Below are 20,209 nucleotides of genomic sequence, written 5' to 3'. Positions count from 1 at the left end.
AATAACTAAATTTGGCAGGATATGGAAAGCAGGGCCCCCGTTGACAACGATGTAGACGGAGTCAACGCCGAAACGGAGAACAATAGTTCTTGTAATACAAATAATCCACCCGATAAAAATAAGATGCTCTATGAAGTATACTTTATTATTGATATTTTGCCTTACTCTATTTGAATGCACAAACAACAAACACAATAGGATCAATAAGTCCCCCGATAGTATCTTGAAGGTTCCCTCTTTTAAAGAAAAAGGGTCTGAACATACACATTGGGTTACAGACACTACAAATCTATCAAGTGATACGATATTTAGCATTAGGAATCAATTATTTATGGTTTCAATTAAAACATTATCACCAGATGAGAATAGTTATGTGTCTTACTTGATAGATAAAGACACATTCAAGATAAAAGACAAAAGATTTTTAGTTGTAATAAAAAACAATAGAAGTTTGATTTATTCTAATATTATTAGTAGGCGTAACTTTAAGAATAAGTTTTCAAAAACCGACTATCTTTCATTTAGTTTAATGAATCTTTGGTTTGATTCTGCAGATAATAAAGCAATTAAACTTAAGGCCAGTTTATGTGTTCCTGATACAGACAATTGTCGACTTTTTACAATAATAATAGATAGCAAAGGACAAGTTCAAATTACAGAAGAGGAATCCCCGATGCCACACGATTAGCGGAGCGTATCGTGTGGTCAAACCATACGATGGAGCAAAACTAAATAATAACAGCCGACTGGCAAAACAAAGCAGGGAAAGGCACGGCCACACGAGAGGACTCGTGCGGCAAGGGGCTTATCTCGGTAGTAGTTGTATGAATTTATCGGATTGCAAATCCTTATACCCGATTCCGTCGTCGGATTGCAAATCCGACGGGCCGGGAAGAATCTAATCTATTTTCCATGAAACAAATAATTTTAATCTCATTGGTAACTATTCTGGCATTTGGAAAACTACAAGCCAAGGAGAATAGCATTGTCACGTTAACGGTACATGACAACCCAAATTCAACTTATCGTCTCGCCATAGCTGAACCGCTGGATGGATGTTATAATAGCAAGGCTTCAACATATAGTCAAATTATTAAAGATGGAAGTGAGGTAACTTTCGTTCCTAAACAAAAGTCACCTTCTATTATCACTGTAGATGTTGGCAAACATTTGTTCAAGATTATTATAGTGCCGAATAATAAGATACACGTTGACATATATCCGCAAATTCCCAGCAATGATGGAGTTGTTTTTTCCGGAGATAATGCAGCAGGACAAAAATGGCTGAACGAAAATGTTGCAGCTGCAACAAGCATGAATATTCAAGCAATATTTAAAGCAAACAAGAAAAATTATCCTTTGATCTATAGAAATATATTTAGTTATGCTGATGCATCTCAACATTATATTGATTCGCTAAAAAAAGCAACTTCAATATCCGACTCGTTTGCGACAATGTTGGAAAGAAACAAATTGGCTGAGATTTACTTCTTTGCCATTAATGAATATAATGCACTTCTTTTTAGAGTGAGAAACAGCGATTTTACAGATGCTGATAGTATAGCTATTCGAGACAGTCAGAACAAAATCTTTGAGAACTTCGCCCCTTATTCTCATGATCTTTTCACATACTGTTGGGGAAAACTCTATTTTCAAGGTTATTTTTATGTTGTTTATCATAATACATCCTCTTCGGATAAAAGATATTTGCCTGTTTTTGGCTCTTACGGAACATATGGTATTCTTCCGGAAGATATTCTTAGACAGATGTTAGGAGAGACTATTGTTTCTCAATACATATACAACTTGAATGAGTTTGATAAAGAAAAAGCCACTGCCTATTTCAGAGAGAAATATCCTGACAGTGAATATTTGCCGGTTATTGACCGGTTGGCTGCAAAAGCAAAAGAATCCTCAAAAACCACAGATAAAAATGTGAATATAGAGAATCCGTCAGTTACTAAAAACCAAAAACCACTTAAGGGAACATTGACTGCAATGCCGTTTGACAAAGCCATCCATATCGATACCTCCGCTGTTACCAAGAATTTGAAATCACTCAAAGAACTTCACGAAACCTATTTTAAAGGCAAAAAAATATTCATCGACCTTTGGGCAACATGGTGCCGCCCATGTAGAGAAGAGTTTGCTTATAAAGACAGAGTAGATTCATTATTAGAATTGCATCATATTCTCCCTGTATTTTTATCCATTGATATCCCCGATTTTAAGCAACGGTGGATACATGATGTAATAGCATTGAAATTAAGCGGTCATCATTTTATGGTAAATGAAATATTGAAGGAAGATATCCGTAAGACCATTTATGATGCCAAACCAATGATAGATATACCTCAATATATCTATATGGATGAAGATGGAAATATTATTAATAAGGATGCTCCACGTCCGAGTAATATAAGAAAATTGGAAAAATTATTGTCGTCTCAATAGAACTACTTAAAATTTAAGCAATTGAAAAAGGTATTTTAATGAAGATTAGATTTCCACTTTATCCCCCGCTGCCGCACGATTAGCGGAGCGTATCGTGTGGTCAAACCATACGATGGAGCAAAACTTAACAATAACAGCCGGGCGGCAAAACAAAGCAGGGCACGGCCATACGAGAGGACTCGTGCGGCAGCTGGGGCTTATCTCGGTTGTAGTTGTATGAATTTATCGGATTGCAAATCCTTATTCCCGATTCCGTCGTCGGATTGCAAATCCGACGGGACGGGTATCGCCTAAACTTGAACTAACACCAGGCAAACTTGGAACAAGAGGAGCTGAAATAACAATTCAAAAACAACAAAATATGAACACATTTAAAATTAAAAAACTGATTTTGGTGAGGATGTGTAGAATATGGATAGTGTTATTATTATTATTTTCCCTAAATATATTGTCCTCTAAATCTCAAACAGGGACAGGCTCCTCATTTGAAATTCAAAATTGGAATGCTAATGAAAAAATTCAGCTTCCTGATTCTCTTTCAAACATATCCACCGAAGGTGTAGTTGTTATGAAACTGTATTTTTTAACAAAAAATTTTAGACCACTTAGACTAGGAATAATTCGCTTTAGACTCATAGATAAAGCTTCAAAAAAAGTCATATTTTATTTTAACAAACCATTTGTAAGACAATATGACTCAAAACACTACCCTCCAATCATACAGAGATATTATCCATTTCTAATGGAATATGTAAAGTCATTGAAAATTATCAAAACAGATTCATCATATAGAAAAGCTAAATCTTATATTGTTTTAAGCAGAAAATGGTAGGATCTCCTGCCCCCCCCTAATGGCGTAAGCATGGCAGATTGCCTAGTTCAAGATATCGCTTCTCTCAAGCTTGAACTGGAAATAGAATCAGTCCCGTTAATACGGGACGAGACATTTACAACTAAATAGAAAAAAAGGAAAATGGCAGACTTACTGGTCTGCCATTTTTTATCCAGGGTGCTACATTTTTGTAAAAGGAGATGTAGCCTGTCTACATTTTTGTCTGAATCGAACACCCTACTCCACCAGCAACACTCCTCATGAATTTGATTTACTGATCATTAAAGGAATGGCACAGTTTATGCATCTGTACAAATATTGCTAATAGGTAGATAATTTCAGCATAAAAATCAGATTTGTAAATTGCAATAAGCCTTACTATGTTCAAACTCAAAGACAATACGCTTGACCTCTTTCAGGAAGGAGCAAAATACCTCGCAACGCTATCGAAAACGCTGGAACGCAAAAGTCGGTTCGACAACGATTTGCTCTACAGCATCGCCGCGATGTGTTGCGAAAAACTCTTTGTCGCTCTACTATCGCATTACGATGAAATAGCTGAGCATCACATGCCGGTAGCCCTCTACAAACAGGCAGCAGAAGTAGAATCAGACCTCACACCTGAAATGCAGGATACCTGCCGTTTAATCAACCGTTTTGAATCCATCTGTTCGCTTGACGGATTCGGATACAAAACGCCTAACGATGACGAACTCCGGCGCATAATACTCGGCTTGCAAGATATCCATGCGCTGGTAAAATCCCGAGTAATGGATAATGGGTAATGATTAATTGTTAGTTGTCAATGGTTAATGGTTAATGGCATAAACTGATTTTTGCTGGTATTATCGTGCATTCATCACCTCATGCCCTGACCCTGATTTTATTCTTTGCTGGCAATCAAAAAAATACCGCCATTTTTTGTTACCTTTGTGCCGTTTTTGTCAGATAGACTAATTAAAGATAACACAATGAGTAACAAAATATTGGGCATGGGAAATGCCCTCGTAGACATACTAACCATCCTCGAATCGGACGAGTTGCTTCATCAGTTGGAATTGCCCAAGGGCAGCATGCAGCTGATCGACCGCGACACAATGAACCGAATCAGCGGGCACACGGAAGAATACAACAAAAATATGGTAGCCGGAGGTTCGGCCTCAAATACTCTTAATGCGGTGGCTCGCTTAGGATTACCTGCCGGATTTGTAGGCAAAATAGGTCCCGACGAAGTAGGTGAATTTTATCAGGCCGATGCCCGTGCCAACGGTATCAATCCCATGCTTTTCGCGTCCGAAAATGAGTCAGGGCGCTGCCTTGTAATGATCTCGAATGATGGAGAACGCACTCTCTGCACGTATCTCGGAGCTAGTGCCGAACTGGAAGCCAAAGATATCGTTCCCTCCCTGTTTGAGGGTTACCGCATTTTCCACATAGAAGGTTATCTGGTTCAGAATTACGATTTGATCCGTACAGCCATCCATACGGCAAAGGCTGCCGGTCTCACCGTTTCCCTCGACCTTGCCAGCTTCAACGTAGTGGAAGCCAATATCGATTTCCTGAAAGAGATTATTCCCGGCAACGTTGACATCGTGTTTGCCAACGAAGAAGAAGCCAAAGCGCTTACCGGCAAAGAACCGGAAGAGGCTCTGCAGGAACTGGGAGCTATGTGCCCGGTAGCTGTAGTAAAAATCGGAAAAGCCGGTTCGCTCATCAAACACGGCAGCGATGTGATTCGTGTGCAGGGTTTTGAGGCTAACTGTGTAGACACCACAGGCGCAGGCGACATTTATGCGGCAGGATTTTTGTATGGCTTTGCCAAAGATCTTCCTCTCGAAATGAGCGGTCTCATCGGTTCGTATCTGGCTGCCCGTGTTGTGGAAGAAATTGGTCCGAAAATACAGCACGAACGCTGGAGCGACATTCATAAATGGATTGAACAGCTGTTAAATGTCGAATAAGCCGGCCACTCCCCGCGAGTGGAGCAAACCAACGATTTACACGGCCATTATACTATCCATGGTATTCTGGTCGTTTTCGTACGTATGGACCAACATTGCCCTGCGATCGTTCACCGTCATTACGCTGCTCGAATCCCGTTTACTGGTAGCCACTGTCGTGATGTTTCTGTTCGGCATATTTACCCGTCAGCTCCAACTACCCCGACGAGAAGACATTAAATGGTTCCTGCTGCTTGCCTTTTTCGAGCCTTTCCTCTATTTTATCGGCGAAACCTACGGGTTGAAACGGATCAGTCCGACCATCGCTTCGGTGATGATTGCCACCATTCCGCTTTTTGCTCCGTTTTCGGCATATTTCATCCTGAAAGAGAAGATCAGCAAAGCCAATATAGCAGGTATTATTGTATCATTTGCCGGCATCGTGTCCATTGTCACTGTGGGTAGCGACAAAGCCACTGCTACCGACACTGCGGGCGTTTTACTCATTGCTTTGGCCGTAGCATCGGCTATATTCTATGCCACAGTACTGAAAAAACTCTCGGCTCATTACAACGGCATTACTCTGGTTACCTACCAAAATATTATCGGCTTCTTCTATTTCCTACCTCTGTTTCTGGGAATAGAAGCTCCTCATCTACACGAAATAGTGTGGCGCACCGATTCCATTGTCTGCATGTTGCTTTTGGCACTTTTTGCCTCGTTCATTGCTTTTGTCCTGTTTGCAGAAGCGGTGCGACGCATTGGAGTTGCCCGTAGCAACGTATTTTGCAACCTGCTACCGGTACTCACCGCCATTTTCTCGGCACTCATTCTGCACGAAGTATTGCCCGCTCAACAAATTATTGGAATGGTAGTAGTTATTGCCGGACTGTTCGTCAGCCAGATAAACAAGAAAGTGAGAAAGTGAGGCAGCAAGTAAGTGAGACGATGATATGAAGAAAAGCATTGTAGCATTGGCATTTGGCACTTTATGTCTGGGCATGTCCGAGTTTGCCATGATGGGAATATTACCCGATGTAGCTCACGACCTACTCATCAGTATCGACACGGCCGGTCACCTGATTTCTGCCTATGCCCTTGGGGTTTGCGCAGGAGCTCCCATGCTCATTCTGGCGCGCAAATTTCAACTAAAACACATACTATTGGCGCTGATTGCCCTTATCCTGCTCGGAAATCTGGGCGCCGCTGTTGCACCAAACTACTCCCTGCTTTTGTTAGCCCGCTTCATTTCAGGTATTCCGCACGGAGCATATTTCGGCGTGGGCACCATCGTCTCCGACAAGCTGGCCGACAAAGGAAAAGGATCACAAGCTATTGCTCTGATGGTATCAGGCATGACCATCGCCAACCTCTTCGGAGTTCCGCTGTGTACCTGGCTAAGCGTGGCGCTGTCATGGCGCATTACCTTTCTGCTCATCGGATGCTGGAGCATTATCACCCTGCTATTCATTGCAAAATGGGTTCCGCGTGTACCCGGCCTGCCCGATTCGGGATTCAGAGGCCAGTTTCGTTTTCTGAAATCACCTGCACCCTGGCTACTGATAGGAGCTGTTCTGTTGGGCAACGGAGGCGTTTTTGCATGGTACAGTTACATCAATCCCCTACTGAGAGACGTATCAGGTTTCGATCCGCACGTCATTACGTTTCTGATGGTGCTTGCAGGGTTAGGGATGGTAGTAGGCAATCTTACCGGAGGCGTTTTGTCCGACCGCTATAATCCTGCCAAAGTTGCCTCACTGACTCAGATATCCATAGGCATCACTTTGCTGCTTATCTTTTTCCTGTCGCCCATATCGTGGTTATCGGTACTACTGATGATGTTATGCACCACCGGACTATTCGCACTTTCGAGTCCGCAGCAGATACTAATCATCCGCTATTCGAAAGGAGGAGAAATGCTGGGTGCTGCCTGTGTGCAAATTGCTTTCAACCTCGGGAATGCCATCGGAGCCTATTGCGGAGGCCTCACCTTACACGCCGGACTCGATTGCCGCTATCCGTCTCTGGTAGGCGTACCTTTTGCCCTTACCGGATGCCTGCTGCTTTACATTTTCTACAAACGCTATAGTTTCGCCCACTACGGACGCTAAATTAACATTAGCCCACGTTCCATCATATCAGGCGATTTGCTGGCAATGATGAGAAAACTCTGGGATTACACATTTAAGAATTAGACAAGGGGCTTCCGCCCCTGTAACCCCGACTTCCTTTTTGTTTTGACACAAAAAGGAAGCAAAAATGTCAAGACTATGTCCGCTTCGCTCAAAAAACCGGCGTTCGTCAAGCTAAATTGTCCAAACTCGCCCCCTCCTTTCGTCAGGAGCTTCAAACAATGGACAATTTTACGCTTGCCTCTCTTGTTTTTTGGCTCTCCGGACAAGGCCGATCCTAATCTGACGTAGCATTCTTTGCCAAAATCTCAAATAAGGAATCCCTGTGAGATAACTATTCCTGCTTTCTAATATCCTTTTCTCCCTATCCGACAAACTAAAATAGTACAGACGCATTGCATGCGTCTCATTCATTTGATAGAAGTTCTGAATTGCGAATCATAAAAACATTCAGTAAGCCTCAAAACACCCCTAATTCCGGCTTCTGAATTCGTTGGGAGATACTCCTGTACTCTTCTTAAACATCCGGGTAAAATGCTGCGGGTACTTAAAACCCAGTTCGTAGGCAATTTCACTTACCGAACGGCTTGTATCGAATATTTTCTCTTTGGCGAGATCCATCACCTTTAGCTGAATATGTTCCTGTGGCGATTTGCCGGTCTCTTTTTTAATCAGATCGCCCAGATAATTTGCCGAAAGATTGAGTTTGTCTGCACAATAACTTACCGTTGGAAGCCCCAGAAGCTGAGGCGTATCGGACAGAAAATAGTCGCCCAATAGTTTCTCAAAGCGCGCCAACACATCCTTATTGACATTGCTGCGGGTGATAAACTGCCGGTCATAAAACCGTACGCAGTAATTCAGCAAGAGTTCAATATTGGTCACGATCAGCGTTTTGCTGTGTTTGTCGATAGCATGACGAAGTTCGAAGTCAATCTTATGCAGGCAATCCAGTACAATTTGCCGTTCCTGCTCCGAAAGATGAAGGGCCTCGTACACCTCGTACGAAAAGAAGGTGTAATCCTTGATATGCTGACCGAGAGAAGTACCGTGAATCAGATCGGGATGAAATACCAGAGCCCACCCTTTCGGTTGAATAATCTCTCCGCTGTTCTCCACCTCCATCACCTGACCCGGCGCAACAAACACCAGCGTACCTTCCTGATAGTCGTAATAGTTACGGCCATACTTGATATCTCCGCATTTGACGTCTTTCAAAAACATGGTATACAGTCCCATATAACGTCGCATCTGACATATCTGCTTCGCTTTCGAAAAATCAATCACGGCTACCAGCGGATGGAACGTTTCCACTCCAAGCATTTCGTTATATTTTGAAATATCTTCTATTCTTGTTAACTCATCCATAGTAATTTGCATTAAATTTGATGCAAAGATAACGCCCTTATTGCAATAAAAAATTTCCGCTGATCATTATCAGTAAAAATGGTATAAACATCAGTAATACGTATAAACGACTGGTCGTTTTCTACCCGTAATTTTGCATCGTCGAAAATATGAAATGAATTGTAGAACCAAACAAATAACAGAAAACTTATGAATGACTTTAATTATTACAACCCAACCCGCATTGAATTCGGAAAAGGGAAAGAGGCAAATATCGGAAAATACATTGCCGAATATGGTGTATCGAAAGTATTAATCGTGTATGGCTCAGACCGCATTAAAAAGAGCGGACTGTTTTATACTGTTTCCCAATCGTTAACCGAAAATGGCATCAACTTTGAAGAACTGGGCGGCGTACAGAGTAATCCGCTGCTTAGCAAAGTGTATGAGGGTATTGAAATAGCCAAAAGTAAAGGTCTGGAAGCCGTGCTGGCTGTTGGTGGAGGCTCGGTGCTCGACTCTTCCAAAGCCATTGCAGCCGGGGCAAAATACGACGGCGATGTATGGGATTTCTTCCTTCATAAGGCAGAACCGCAAAAGGCTTTAAAGATTTTCGACATTATGACTCTAGCCGCTACCGGTAGCGAAATGAACAACTATGCGGTAGTTACCAACGACCAAACCAAACAAAAACTCAGTCTGGCCGGGCCGGAAACCTTCCCGACGGTTTCGGTTATAAATCCCGAACTACAGGCTACCGTTTCCAATGACTATCTGGCATATTCGGCATCCGATATTTTTGCACACAGTCTGGATATGTACCTCTCGGCAACATATCTCCCTGCATACATGGCCGGATACGTTGAAAATATACTAAAAACGGTAATGCGTACTACCGAGATTTTACTGGCTGACGCAGGCAACTACGAAGCGCGTGCCGAATTTGCATGGGCGGCTACCCAGGCTTTAAACTTTACAACCTTTTGTGGTGTTGCAGGCAACCGTTTTGATACCCACTTTTTGGAACACACGCTGTCCGCTGAATACAACATTGCGCATGGTGCAGGTTTGTCGATTATTATGCCTGCCTGGATGAAATGGCAAAAGAATAACCTTCCCGAACGTTTCGAACAATTTGCCCGAAATATGTTCAATGTAGAAGGTGCAGATGCCGGCATCGAAGCACTGACGCAATGGTATTCGAAAATCGGGACTCCGGTTACTTTGAAAGAGGGCAATATTCCCGAAAGCGACATTCCGATGCTGGTTGAGAAATTATCGGAGGTAGCCGGGCTATGGGGAGCAACATCGCTTTATACCAAAGAGATGATACGCACTGTATTGGAAAATGCAAAGTAATTTACAGGAATGAACAAAAACGAAATCTTTCCCAAAGGACAAAAAGCTCCTGCTTATTTCACCGGCGATGCCTGGGTGGAGATGCTGATTACAGACGTTGCAACTTATGATCTATTGAGTTATAACGTAACCTTTGCTCCCGGTTCCCGTAACTATTGGCACGAACATTCCGAAGGTCAATTGCTATTATGCACTTCTGGAGAAGGTTATTATCAGGAGAAAGGAAAGCCTGCTCAACTACTGAAAGCCGGTGATGTGGTAGAAATTAAACGCAATGTGCTGCATTGGCACGGAGCAACAGCTACCAGCGAATTTGTGCATGTGGGGATTACTCCCAAAGCAAGCAATAATCAGGTTACCTGGCACGAACCGGTAAGTGATGAAGAGTATAGGAATGCAATAAAACAGGAAAAAAATGAAGAAAGTATTGGTATTATCGGGAAGTCCGCGTAAAGGAGGCAATTCTGACTTATTGTGCGATCGTTTGATGAAAGGAGCACAATCGGCAGGTCATCAGACTGAGAAAATTTATGTAAAGGACAAAAACATCCATTATTGTACCGGTTGCGGTGCGTGTTACGACAAGCGGGTTTGTTCCCAAAAGGACGACATGACCGAAGTGCTGGCAAAGATGATTGATGCCGATGTGATTGTAATGGCGACTCCGGTCTATTTTTATTCGTTGAACGGACAGATTAAAACCCTGATCGATCGCTGTTGCGCACGCTATACAGAAATCAGCAACAAAGAGTTTTGCTTTATCATGACAGCTGCCGATGGTAACAAAAGCTCGTTGGAAAGGACACTGGAATCGTTCCGGGGCTTTACCGATTGTCTGGATGGTGCTACGGAAAAGGGCGTGATTTATGGTACCGGCGTCTGGCAAAAAGGAGAGGTTAAGGGCAAAACTGTCATGGATGAGGCTTACCGCATGGGAGCATCGTTATAAAACGAACTTATCTGATTATAAGACAGGCAAATCAGGAGTTGAAAATAGTCCGTTAGGACTTATATAATTCTAACAAAAATCAGGATAGGCAATTGTATTTGAACAAACAACACAAATTATGCAAACCAGAATATTAGGAAAAAACGGGCCCGAAGTCTCTGCATTAGGATTAGGGTGCATGGGTATGAGCTTCGGTTACGGAGTTGTGGCCGATAAAAAAGAGATGATTACTCTGATACGCAAGGCTGTGGAAAGCGGCGTGACTTTTTTCGATACAGCCGAAGTGTATGGTCCTTTTACCAACGAAGAGTTGGTTGGTGAAGCCCTGGAGCCCTTCAAAAACAAAGTGGTCATTGCCACTAAATTCGGCTTCAATTTGGGTGCTATTGCCGGAGGACTCAATAGCCGGCCCGAACATATCCGAGAAGTGTGTGAGGCCTCTCTCAAACGCCTGCGGGTGGAAGCTATCGATCTGTTTTATCAACACAGGGTAGATCCTGAAGTGCCTATAGAAGACGTGGCCGGTACGGTCGGCGATTTGATTAAAGAGGGCAAGGTCAAATATTTTGGATTGTCGGAAGCCGGAGTAAAAACGATTCGCCGGGCTCATGCCGTTCAACCTGTAACCGCTTTGCAAAGCGAATATTCCCTGTTTTGGCGTGAACCCGAAGCTGAAATAATGCCTGTACTAGAGGAACTGGGTATTGGCTTCGTTCCGTTCAGTCCATTGGGCAGAGGGTTTCTGACCGGAAAAATTAAGGCAGACACCACTTTTGAAGCAAACGATTTCCGCAACACGGCCCCTCGCTTTTCTGCCGAAAACCGTGCAGCCAATATGGCATTGGTTGATCTGGTGAGCAATATCGCAGTTGAAAAACAAGCTACTCCGGCTCAAATCGCTTTGGCCTGGATTTTGGCTCAGAAACCGTGGATTGTTCCTATTCCCGGAACGACTAAATTGCATCGTTTCAACGAAAATATCGGAGCTGTTGATGTGGAATTAACCGCTGATGATTTGCAACGGATTGAAGAAGCTGCCTCTAAAATTAACCTGCAGGGCGATCGGTATGCCCCTGCCAATGCAAAAATGATTGACAGATAGCGTCTTGACAGAACAATAGCCCAAGAGGCCAAAGTATGCCGGTAGTGTATTTGAAACAAAATACATTACCGGCATCTGTTATATTTCCATCCTCGATGTTTGTACCCGAAGACTTTAATACCAGGGTTGTCGATTCTTCTGAAATTTCAATGCACAATTTGTCCTGAATTAATAGATGGAAATGCGGAGTAAATCTTATCTTTGGCCGAAATTTGCACAAAAAGCAGAATTGAGTAAAGCCAACCAAGAATGAGAAATTTATTAGCCAGTATTTTAATATGCAGTTCGTTTGTGTCCGTTTCGGCACTTGAAAAAGATACAACCAGTGTTTCAAAGCATTACACAATAGATGAAGTAGTAGTAACTGGCACCAAAAACGAAACCGACAAGCGCTATCTACCCATGAGCGTTTCGGTGGTAAACCGGGAGCAAATTAGTCAGCGGTACGAGCAATCATTGCTCCCCATACTAACCGAACAGGTTCCGGGATTGTTTACCACCAGCCGGGGCATCATGGGTTACGGCGTCTCGACCGGAGCTGCCGGCGGAATGAGTCTGCGCGGTATCGGGGGAAGCCCCACCACCGAACTGTTGGTTCTTATCGACGGGCATCCGCAATACATGGGCTTAATGGGGCATCCGCTGGCAGATGCTTACCAGTCGTTACTTGCCGACAAGGTGGAAGTGGTACGCGGGCCGGCTTCGGTGTTGTACGGATCAAATGCAATGGGTGGTGTCATCAATATTGTTACCCGCAAGACGCAGGAAGATGGTGTAAAAAACAGCATCCAAATGGGTTACGGCTCGTTCAACACACTCATAACAGAAGCATCCAACGTTGTCAAAAAAGGACGTTTCAACAGTGTTGCTTCCTTTTCATACAATCGCAGTGATGGACACCGTGCTAACATGGAATTTGAGCAATTAAGCGGTTTCGCTAAGATGGGATATGATTTCAGCAACCAATGGAAACTGTATGCCGATGTGAATATTACTCATTTCAATGCGTCCAATCCGGGCTCTGTTACCAAACCTATTCTGGACAACGATTCCCACATAACCCGCGGCATGTCGTCGCTTTCCCTTGAAAACAATTACGGCAACACTTCCGGCGCATTCATGTTTTATTACAACTGGGGTAATCACAAAATAAATGACGGTTATTATGCCGGGAATACTCCCCCAACCTACCTTTTTCATTCCACCGATCGCTTGTTCGGTATCAATTGGTATCAGAGCGCAAGTTTCTTTACAGGCAACCGGATAACAGTAGGCGTTGACTATCAGAATGTCGGCGGAAAGGCCTGGAATCAGTTTACTACCAGCAGCACTAACATTGCCGATAAAGTTGAAGAAGAAGTGGCCGGATATGCCGACGTTCGCCAAACGCTCGGTTCGCTGATTACACTGGATGCCGGTTTACGGGTCGATCATTTTTCGGTCACCGGCACAGAGTTGGTACCACAGGCCGGCGTGTCGTTGCATCTGCCACAAACTGCCGAACTGAAAGCATTGGTAAGTAAAGGATTCCGCAACCCGACCATGCGCGAATTGTATATGTTCCCTCCTCAAAATCCGAATTTATTGCCCGAAAAAATGATGAATTACGAGGTTTCCTGGTCACAGCGACTGCTCAGCAATGCGTTGTCGTATGGCATTAACCTGTTTTATATCAACGGCGATAATATGATTCAGACGGTGTTTCAGAACGGCCGTCCGATTAATATCAACACCGGAAAAGTGGAAAACCGTGGTATCGAATTGAACGGCAGTTACCGAATCAATGCTTCATGGATGCTTTCGGCTAACTACAGCTGGCTGCACATGAAATATCCGGTGGTGGCTGCTCCCGAACACAAGCTTTTTGCCGGGGTGGATTTTACCCGTGGTAAGTGGATGGTATCGACCGGAGTGCAATATATCAACGGACTCTACACCTCCGTTAGCCCTGTGAGTCAGGAGAATTTCGTTCTGTGGAATCTTCGTGGAAGTTACCAACTGAGCCGTCAGTTCAGCCTGTTTGTTCGCGGCGAAAACCTGTTGGCACAACACTATGAAATCAACGCCGGTTTCACTATGCCAAAAGCAACTACCATGGGAGGCTTTAATCTGAAATTTTAGTTTGAATCGTCGTAATCCGGCTGATTTCCTAAAGCGAAACAACCTTTATATTTTCACATGTAAGCGAACGGAAAATACATTGACCGGTCCGCTACGGTCTTTGTTATATCCGGGATTGACAAGCAACTGATAAGCTGCCGTAAGGTAAAGCATGTCTTTTTTCATTTCGGCCGAATAATAGAGTTCGGCCAGTTGTTCGGGTGCATAATGTAAGGTTCCGTCGCCTAGAATAAAGCCATTGCCACCCGCCTTAAGGAAGTCGCGGTGATCTTTTGAGAGTCCCGAAATGACATAAGCCAGTCCGATATTGTCATTACTGCGCTTCCAACGTTGTCCTGTCAGTACAAAGCCGCCGCTCAACGTGCGGTCAATTTCCGTAAAAGCCCAAGTTTCATGATGTCCGTCGTTCCATCCGGCACGTAGAAAACAGCCCAAATCGCCGGTGATATTTTGTTCGGCGTTGATTCCGAAACCGTATTTGGTATGTCCATAAACACGGGTCGAGGCGATGTCGGACGGATTGGCAAGGCTCTGACTGTAACTCCCCATATTGGCGGTGGAGAAATAACCCAATAGACGAATTGCTCCCTCCTGACCGGCTATCGTATGCTTATGCGTGTACTCAAGGCTGTGCGAAAGAGCTTTGCCTATATTCCAGTTCAGTCCTTCACCGTTGGGAGCTTTTGGAAGCAACGAAGCGGCATAACGCAATTCATGTGTGGGAGAAACATATTCCAGTATAACACTTTCGGTATAGCCATGCGTATTGGCCGGATAGTCCCATGCTCCGTTGTCCATCAGCGACCATGCCATAAACTGCGAGCGTGGATCGTGACTGAACTTATTACCATCAAAAAAGTCAGCAATGGCAGATTTCCCGATAGAAATAGAAACATAACGTTCCGGAATCCATCCTCCAAGTTGATTCATATCGCTGTTTTGATAGCTTCTTTTGTCAGTGAGTGCAATGAGTTGTCTGACGTAAAGGCGGGCCAGCGATATTTGAGGTGCCGGATTCCCAATGCGGTAGGTTTCACCATTCAATGCATCAGCAACTCCCACGGCTCCGCTTAATCCTGATCCGCCACTCAATTCGGGGTTGAAATAGGCAGATGCACCATCCCATAAACGTAGTCCTAAAAAGAGCGTGGATGTTAGCGAAGTCTGAGCATCTTCACGGGGCGACAGACTGTTGATGCCGGAATATGCAGCATGGAAAGCCGGTTTCATTTGTCGAATCACTGTCGACTGAAAATGAACCGACAGGCGTTCGGCTTTCAGTGAGTCGGCCGTTTGGGCAAGTAGAGAGAAACTTGAAAACAGGAATATAGAGATAAGTAGTTTTTTAATCATACGCATGTTGTTTATTGAATAAATGAGTAACGGCTTTTGAATTAAGATTGTTGATTCATCACAAAGTTACACCGGGAAAAGAGCTCTGAGATATTATTGCCTCTTTCTTGTATCGTAATTTCCAAGGTTGACTGGAAGATTCACTTTCGGTCAACCTTGGAAATACAGCAGCCGGTTTTATTCGGCTTCGTCCTTCACATCGTCCCACAGCTTTTTGTGGTGGAACTTATCGATATTCCGGTAAGCCAACGAAAAAATAAGCGGGAAAACAAGCAACGAAAAGAACATGGCACACAGAATACCTCCGATCACTACGCGCGCCAGCGGTTGTGCACTTTCGGATCCGATACCGTGCGACAGCGCCGCCGGGAGTAACCCGATGGCTGCCATCAGCGCTGTCATCACCACAGGACGGATCATTTGGCGAACCCCTTCGCGAACAGCAGGCTGAAGAATCTTTTTCTCTTTCTTTCGAGCATGGATATTCTCCTTGAAAGCACTTATCAGTAATACCCCGCTCAGGATGCAGATACCGAAAAGCGCGATAAAACCGATACCTGCCGAAATGCTGAAGCTGGTATGTGTGGCAAATAGCACCGCAATACCGCCCACAATGGCAAAAGGCACATTAAGGAACACCAATCCGGCATCCTTCATGTTGCCAAACATGATGAAAAGGAGCAGGAAAATGAGAATCAGGCTGACCGGAACCACCTGAGCAAGACGTTTGACGGCACGTTGCTGATTCTCAAAATCTCCCTGCCAAACCATGTCATATCCTTTTTTAAGATGCACGGCCCGATCCACTTTGGCACGGGCTTCCTGCACGGCACTTCCCATATCGCGGTCACGAACAGAGAATTTGACAGCAGAATAACGGCGGTTGTCATCGCGGAAGATAAGACATGGACCGGTTTTCATGGTAATAGAAGCAATCTCTTTCACAGGCACCTTCGATCCGCTCGACGTAGGAACCATCAGGTTACCAATATCGTCCAAAGAGGTGCGGTATTGCTCGGGGAAACGGATGCGAATATCGAATTTTCGGATACCTTCATACAGTGTCGAGGCCACCTTTCCCCCAATTGCCATCTCGATAACTGCATTGGCATCGGCAGTAGAAACCCCATAGAATGCCATTTTTTGCTGATCGAGTTCAATATCGAGTTCCGGTTGCCCAATATTGCGAATAACACCCAAATCGGAGATGCCGCGCACGGTCTTCAGCATGTTGCATACCTCTTTCGACTTATCTTCCATGTAGTTAAGAGAGTCGCCAAAAATTTTCACACAAATAGAGCCTTTTACCCCCGAAACCGCCTCCTCTACGTTGTCGGTAATCGGTTGCGAAAAGTTGAAATCCACACCCGGAATTCCAGAAAGCTTACGGTTCATCTCGTCAATCAGCTCCTCTTTACTCATGCGAGGGTTCCACTCCTTCTCGGGATAAAGCTGAATGTCGAATTCATTATTATAAAACCCGGCCACATCAGTTCCGTCATCGGGTCGTCCCGTTTGCGCCACAATACTTTGCACTTGCGGAAACGTCATCACAATACTGCGAATCTGCTTCGAGACTTCGATGGATTTGTCGAGCGAAACGGAATACGGCAGCTGTGCCCGCAGCCAGATGGCGCCTTCGTTCATTTCGGGAATGAATTCCGAACCCAGAAATTTGAACGATCCCAGTCCGACGACAATAATGACAGCGGCCGTAATCAGCGACACTTTCTTGTGACGATAGGTATAATCGAAACCGGCCATCAGTTTGCGGGTAATATAGTCCACAATCGGGTTGTGCTTCTCCTGAACATTCTTTTTCAGCAACAATTTAATCAGCACCGGTACCAGCGTCAAAGTGGTGATTAATGCTCCGAGCAGGGCAAATCCCAGTGTGTAGGCCAAGGGCGAAAACATCTTACCCTCCACCTTCTGAAAGGCGAAAATGGGCAACAAGCCGGTGATGATAATCAGTTTGGAAAAGAAAATAGCTTTTGCCAGGCGGATACTGTTGTTTTTAATAAGACCGGTCTTTACCAGTTTGTTGAAACGCTCCATCCCTACCTCCTTTGCCTGCCGGTCGAGTACCACAAAGAGCCCCTCGACCATCACCACCGCTCCGTCGATGATAATACCAAAGTCGACCGCACCCAGCGAAAGCAGATTGGCACTCATGCCCATCAAATTGAGACAGATAAAGGCAAACAGCAATGCAAGCGGAATGATGATAGAAACAATGAGCGTGGTGCGCCAGTTGAACATAAAGAGCGATACCAGCAACGTAACTAACAAAATACCCTCTATCAGGTTGTGTAGTACGGTGCCGGTGGCGAAGTTGATAAGCGTTTCGCGGTTGTAGAACGGAACAATTTTAGTGTCGTGCGGCAATACATGTTTATTTATCTCTTCCACCTTGTCCTTCACGGCGTTGATGACCTGTGTCGGATTTTCACCCTTGCGCATCACCACAATGGCTTCCACCACGTCATCTTCTTTGCTCACCGTTCGTTTGCCCGATGCGTCAGTATGAGAATCGGCACGACTCACCAATCCCAGCCGCGGAAGATGGGATATTTCCACATCGGCCACGTCTTTCACCAGCACCGGAATACCGTTAATATTTTGGACAACAACATTTTTAATCTCGTTAATATCGTTCAGTAAACCAATACCCCGCACCACGTAAGCCTGATTGTTTTTGGTGATGACATCGCCTCCGATATTGATATTACTCTTGCTGAGTGCCGAATACAGATCAAGAGGCGTGATGCCGAGCGTACTTAGTTTGCCCGGATCCACCTTAATCTCGTAGGTTTTCACCATGCCGCCGAAACTAACCACATCGGCTACGCCGGGTACCGCACGAAGTTGCCGATCGACAATCCAGTCCTGCAGTGTTTTCAGTTCCCGCGGATCACGGAAAGTACTGCGCAGTGTGTAACGAAATACCTCTCCTGTAGGCCCGGTGGGCGGCTGTACGGATGGCTGTACGCCTTCTGGTAAATTTGCATTGGCCAGCAAATTGTTTACCTGAATACGGGCATCCTTGTCAGGCACGCCATCGTCGAAAACCAGTTTGATATAGGAGAGGCCGAAAATACTGCTCGAACGCAGACTCACCTTCTTTTGCACCGGGTTCATGGCGATTTCGATGGGAATGGTAACAAATTTTTCCACCTCTTCCGCGCTACGTCCCGACCATTGGGTAATGATCGTTATTTCGGTATTGGTGACGTCAGGGAATGCCTCGATAGGCATATTCCTGAAAACAATAATTCCCGAAATAAGCAATAACAATGTCGCTCCGAAAATGAAATATTGATTTTTGAGCGAGAAGGTTATGATGTTTTTTATCAGTTTATTCATGTTTATCAATGTGCTAATTTGAAGATGTGCCAATTTGACAATTAACGACTGAAACTGGTTCTCTTCTTTATATTTTGTCTACTGATACCGGTTTGCGATTAGCTATTCAGCGCTTCGTAAATCAAAATAGCTTGCGAGGCAATTACCTTTTCGCCAGGCTGGATGTTGCCGGAAATGAAGGTTTTGTTGCCAATTGTGTTGAGAACACTCACCTGTACGATGCGTATATCGGACGGACTTTTGTAGACCAGCACATAGTTCTGGCTCTGATCGAAGACCACGGCTCCCGACGAAACGCACATCGCCGCATGATGTCCGTTATCTTTCAGCTCCACTTTGGCAAACATTTCCGGTTTCAGCAGGTAGCCGGGATTGGGCAACACAATGCGCACCTTCATCACCTTATTGACCGGATCGAGTACGTTCATAATCTTATCGACTTTGCCTTTGAATGCCTTACCGGGATAAGCCAGAGTGGTCACATTCACATTGTCGTTGAGGTGTACCAAACCGATGTTCGATTCGTAAACATTGGCAATCACCCAAACATTCTTCAGGTCGGCAATAGTAAAAAGATTGGTGGCGTTATCGGCACGGATGGACATGTTGTCGGTGACAAATTTCTCGACTACAAAGCCGCTTACCGGCGAACGCACGATATAGTCACCGTTAGTATTGCCTCCGTTAATGTGCAACACGCGCTTCACCCGGCTCAGTTCCGACAGCGCCTGTTCGTAAACGGCCTGAGCTGCCAACAGATCTTTCTGCGACGCTAACCCGCTATTATACATATCACGCGTGGCATCCAAATTCTTTTTGGCAACACTCAGGTTGGTTTGTGCATTGACAAACTCATTACTGAAGCCTGCCATTTCGGAGCTCTTTATCACTCCCAACACCTGACCGGCACTCACGTAGTCGCCAAGCATCACTTTGACATGTTGAATAGTTCCGCTCACCATCGGATAGATTTTGGCCACCTTATCTTCGTTAAATCCAACCTTGCCGGTCAACGTAACGGTGTTGGTAAGAGGAGCCGTATTCACAACATCGAATTGCAGGGTTTTTACCAGTGAATCGGGCAGTACATATTTCGACTGTTGAGTTGTGCTGTTGCTGTTGCTCTGGCACGAGGTGAAAAATGCCGATAATAGCAGCACTGAAACGATTGATTTGAAAAGGTATCTATTTATTTGTTTCATTTCGGTAGTAATTTCTTTAAACAAAAATTTATTTAGCCTTAAAAACGGATAT

16 protein-coding genes are annotated in these 20,209 nt (G+C 44.5%); 12 read left to right on the top strand and 4 right to left on the bottom strand.

Annotated features, from left to right (window positions below; all coding sequences use genetic code 11):
* Positions 1-130: 130 nt before the first annotated feature.
* From PJIAN_RS14805 to araJ, 7 genes are all read left to right on the top strand, one after another.
* Positions 131-688, top strand: a complete 558-nt coding sequence (locus PJIAN_RS14805; RefSeq protein WP_084252386.1) for a DUF4738 domain-containing protein — start codon at positions 131-133, stop codon at positions 686-688.
* Between the two features lie 224 nt (positions 689-912).
* Positions 913-2,454, top strand: coding sequence for a TlpA family protein disulfide reductase (locus tag PJIAN_RS10765; RefSeq protein WP_068704922.1), 1,542 nt, complete (start codon positions 913-915; stop codon positions 2,452-2,454).
* A gap of 361 nt (positions 2,455-2,815) precedes the next feature.
* Positions 2,816-3,286: a hypothetical protein gene (locus tag PJIAN_RS10760; protein ID WP_153802551.1), complete on the top strand. Its 471-nt coding sequence runs from the start codon at positions 2,816-2,818 to the stop codon at positions 3,284-3,286.
* Positions 3,287-3,666: 380 nt separating this feature from the next.
* Complete coding sequence (locus PJIAN_RS10755) at positions 3,667-4,071, top strand: hypothetical protein (RefSeq protein ID WP_068704918.1); 405 nt, start codon at positions 3,667-3,669, stop codon at positions 4,069-4,071.
* Positions 4,072-4,257: 186 nt separating this feature from the next.
* The gene (locus tag PJIAN_RS10750; RefSeq protein WP_068704916.1) at positions 4,258-5,247 is read left to right on the top strand and encodes an adenosine kinase; all 990 of its coding nucleotides are present in this window, start codon (positions 4,258-4,260) and stop codon (positions 5,245-5,247) included.
* Positions 5,237-6,154, top strand: a complete 918-nt coding sequence (locus tag PJIAN_RS10745) for a DMT family transporter (protein ID WP_068704914.1) — start codon at positions 5,237-5,239, stop codon at positions 6,152-6,154. Before PJIAN_RS10750 ends, PJIAN_RS10745 begins: the two co-directional genes overlap by 11 nt.
* Before the next feature lie 25 nt (positions 6,155-6,179).
* Positions 6,180-7,337 carry an MFS transporter AraJ gene (gene araJ / locus PJIAN_RS10740; protein ID WP_068704912.1) on the top strand — a complete coding sequence of 386 codons (1,158 nt, stop codon included), beginning with the start codon at positions 6,180-6,182 and terminating at the stop codon, positions 7,335-7,337.
* 492 nt (positions 7,338-7,829) lie between these two features.
* Here araJ and PJIAN_RS10735 read toward each other — a convergent pair whose 3' ends face one another.
* Positions 7,830-8,726 carry a helix-turn-helix domain-containing protein gene (locus tag PJIAN_RS10735; RefSeq protein ID WP_068704909.1) on the bottom strand — a complete coding sequence of 299 codons (897 nt, stop codon included), beginning with the start codon at positions 8,724-8,726 and terminating at the stop codon, positions 7,830-7,832.
* A 189-nt stretch (positions 8,727-8,915) separates the two neighbouring features.
* On the opposite strand from PJIAN_RS10735, the gene PJIAN_RS10730 reads away from it, so the two are divergent.
* From PJIAN_RS10730 to PJIAN_RS10710, 5 genes are all read left to right on the top strand, one after another.
* The gene (locus PJIAN_RS10730) at positions 8,916-10,064 is read left to right on the top strand and encodes an iron-containing alcohol dehydrogenase (RefSeq protein ID WP_068704907.1); all 1,149 of its coding nucleotides are present in this window, start codon (positions 8,916-8,918) and stop codon (positions 10,062-10,064) included.
* A 9-nt stretch (positions 10,065-10,073) separates the two neighbouring features.
* A complete protein-coding gene (locus PJIAN_RS10725; protein WP_068704904.1) occupies positions 10,074-10,517 on the top strand; it encodes a cupin domain-containing protein in 444 nt (147 codons plus the stop codon).
* Positions 10,480-11,013, top strand: coding sequence for a flavodoxin family protein (locus PJIAN_RS10720; protein ID WP_068704903.1), 534 nt, complete (start codon positions 10,480-10,482; stop codon positions 11,011-11,013). The genes PJIAN_RS10725 and PJIAN_RS10720 overlap by 38 nt, the downstream gene beginning before the upstream one ends.
* Positions 11,014-11,131: 118 nt before the next feature.
* Entirely contained in the window at positions 11,132-12,115 is a 984-nt protein-coding gene (locus PJIAN_RS10715) for an aldo/keto reductase (RefSeq protein WP_068704901.1), read from the top strand.
* Positions 12,116-12,364: 249 nt separating this feature from the next.
* Positions 12,365-14,236 (top strand): TonB-dependent receptor plug domain-containing protein, encoded by a 1,872-nt coding sequence (locus PJIAN_RS10710; RefSeq protein ID WP_068704899.1) that lies wholly within the window; start codon positions 12,365-12,367, stop codon positions 14,234-14,236.
* 45 nt (positions 14,237-14,281) lie between these two features.
* Here the strand turns inward: PJIAN_RS10710 and PJIAN_RS10705 are convergent, their stop codons facing one another.
* The 3 genes from PJIAN_RS10705 to PJIAN_RS10695 all read right to left on the bottom strand — a co-directional run bounded on the left by PJIAN_RS10705 (position 14,282) and on the right by PJIAN_RS10695 (position 20,157).
* Positions 14,282-15,589, bottom strand: coding sequence for a carbohydrate porin (locus PJIAN_RS10705; RefSeq protein ID WP_068706405.1), 1,308 nt, complete (start codon positions 15,587-15,589; stop codon positions 14,282-14,284).
* A gap of 177 nt (positions 15,590-15,766) precedes the next feature.
* Positions 15,767-18,955, bottom strand: a complete 3,189-nt coding sequence (locus PJIAN_RS10700) for an efflux RND transporter permease subunit (RefSeq protein WP_068704897.1) — start codon at positions 18,953-18,955, stop codon at positions 15,767-15,769.
* A gap of 98 nt (positions 18,956-19,053) precedes the next feature.
* Entirely contained in the window at positions 19,054-20,157 is a 1,104-nt protein-coding gene (locus PJIAN_RS10695) for an efflux RND transporter periplasmic adaptor subunit (protein WP_068704895.1), read from the bottom strand.
* Positions 20,158-20,209: the final 52 nt, after the last annotated feature.

This window comes from Paludibacter jiangxiensis (genome assembly GCF_001618385.1).
Classification (GTDB): Bacteria; Bacteroidota; Bacteroidia; order Bacteroidales; family Paludibacteraceae; genus Microbacter; species Microbacter jiangxiensis.
The sequence above is the reverse complement of the archived record's forward strand: the minus strand, read 5'-3'. Positions and strand labels throughout refer to the sequence as shown.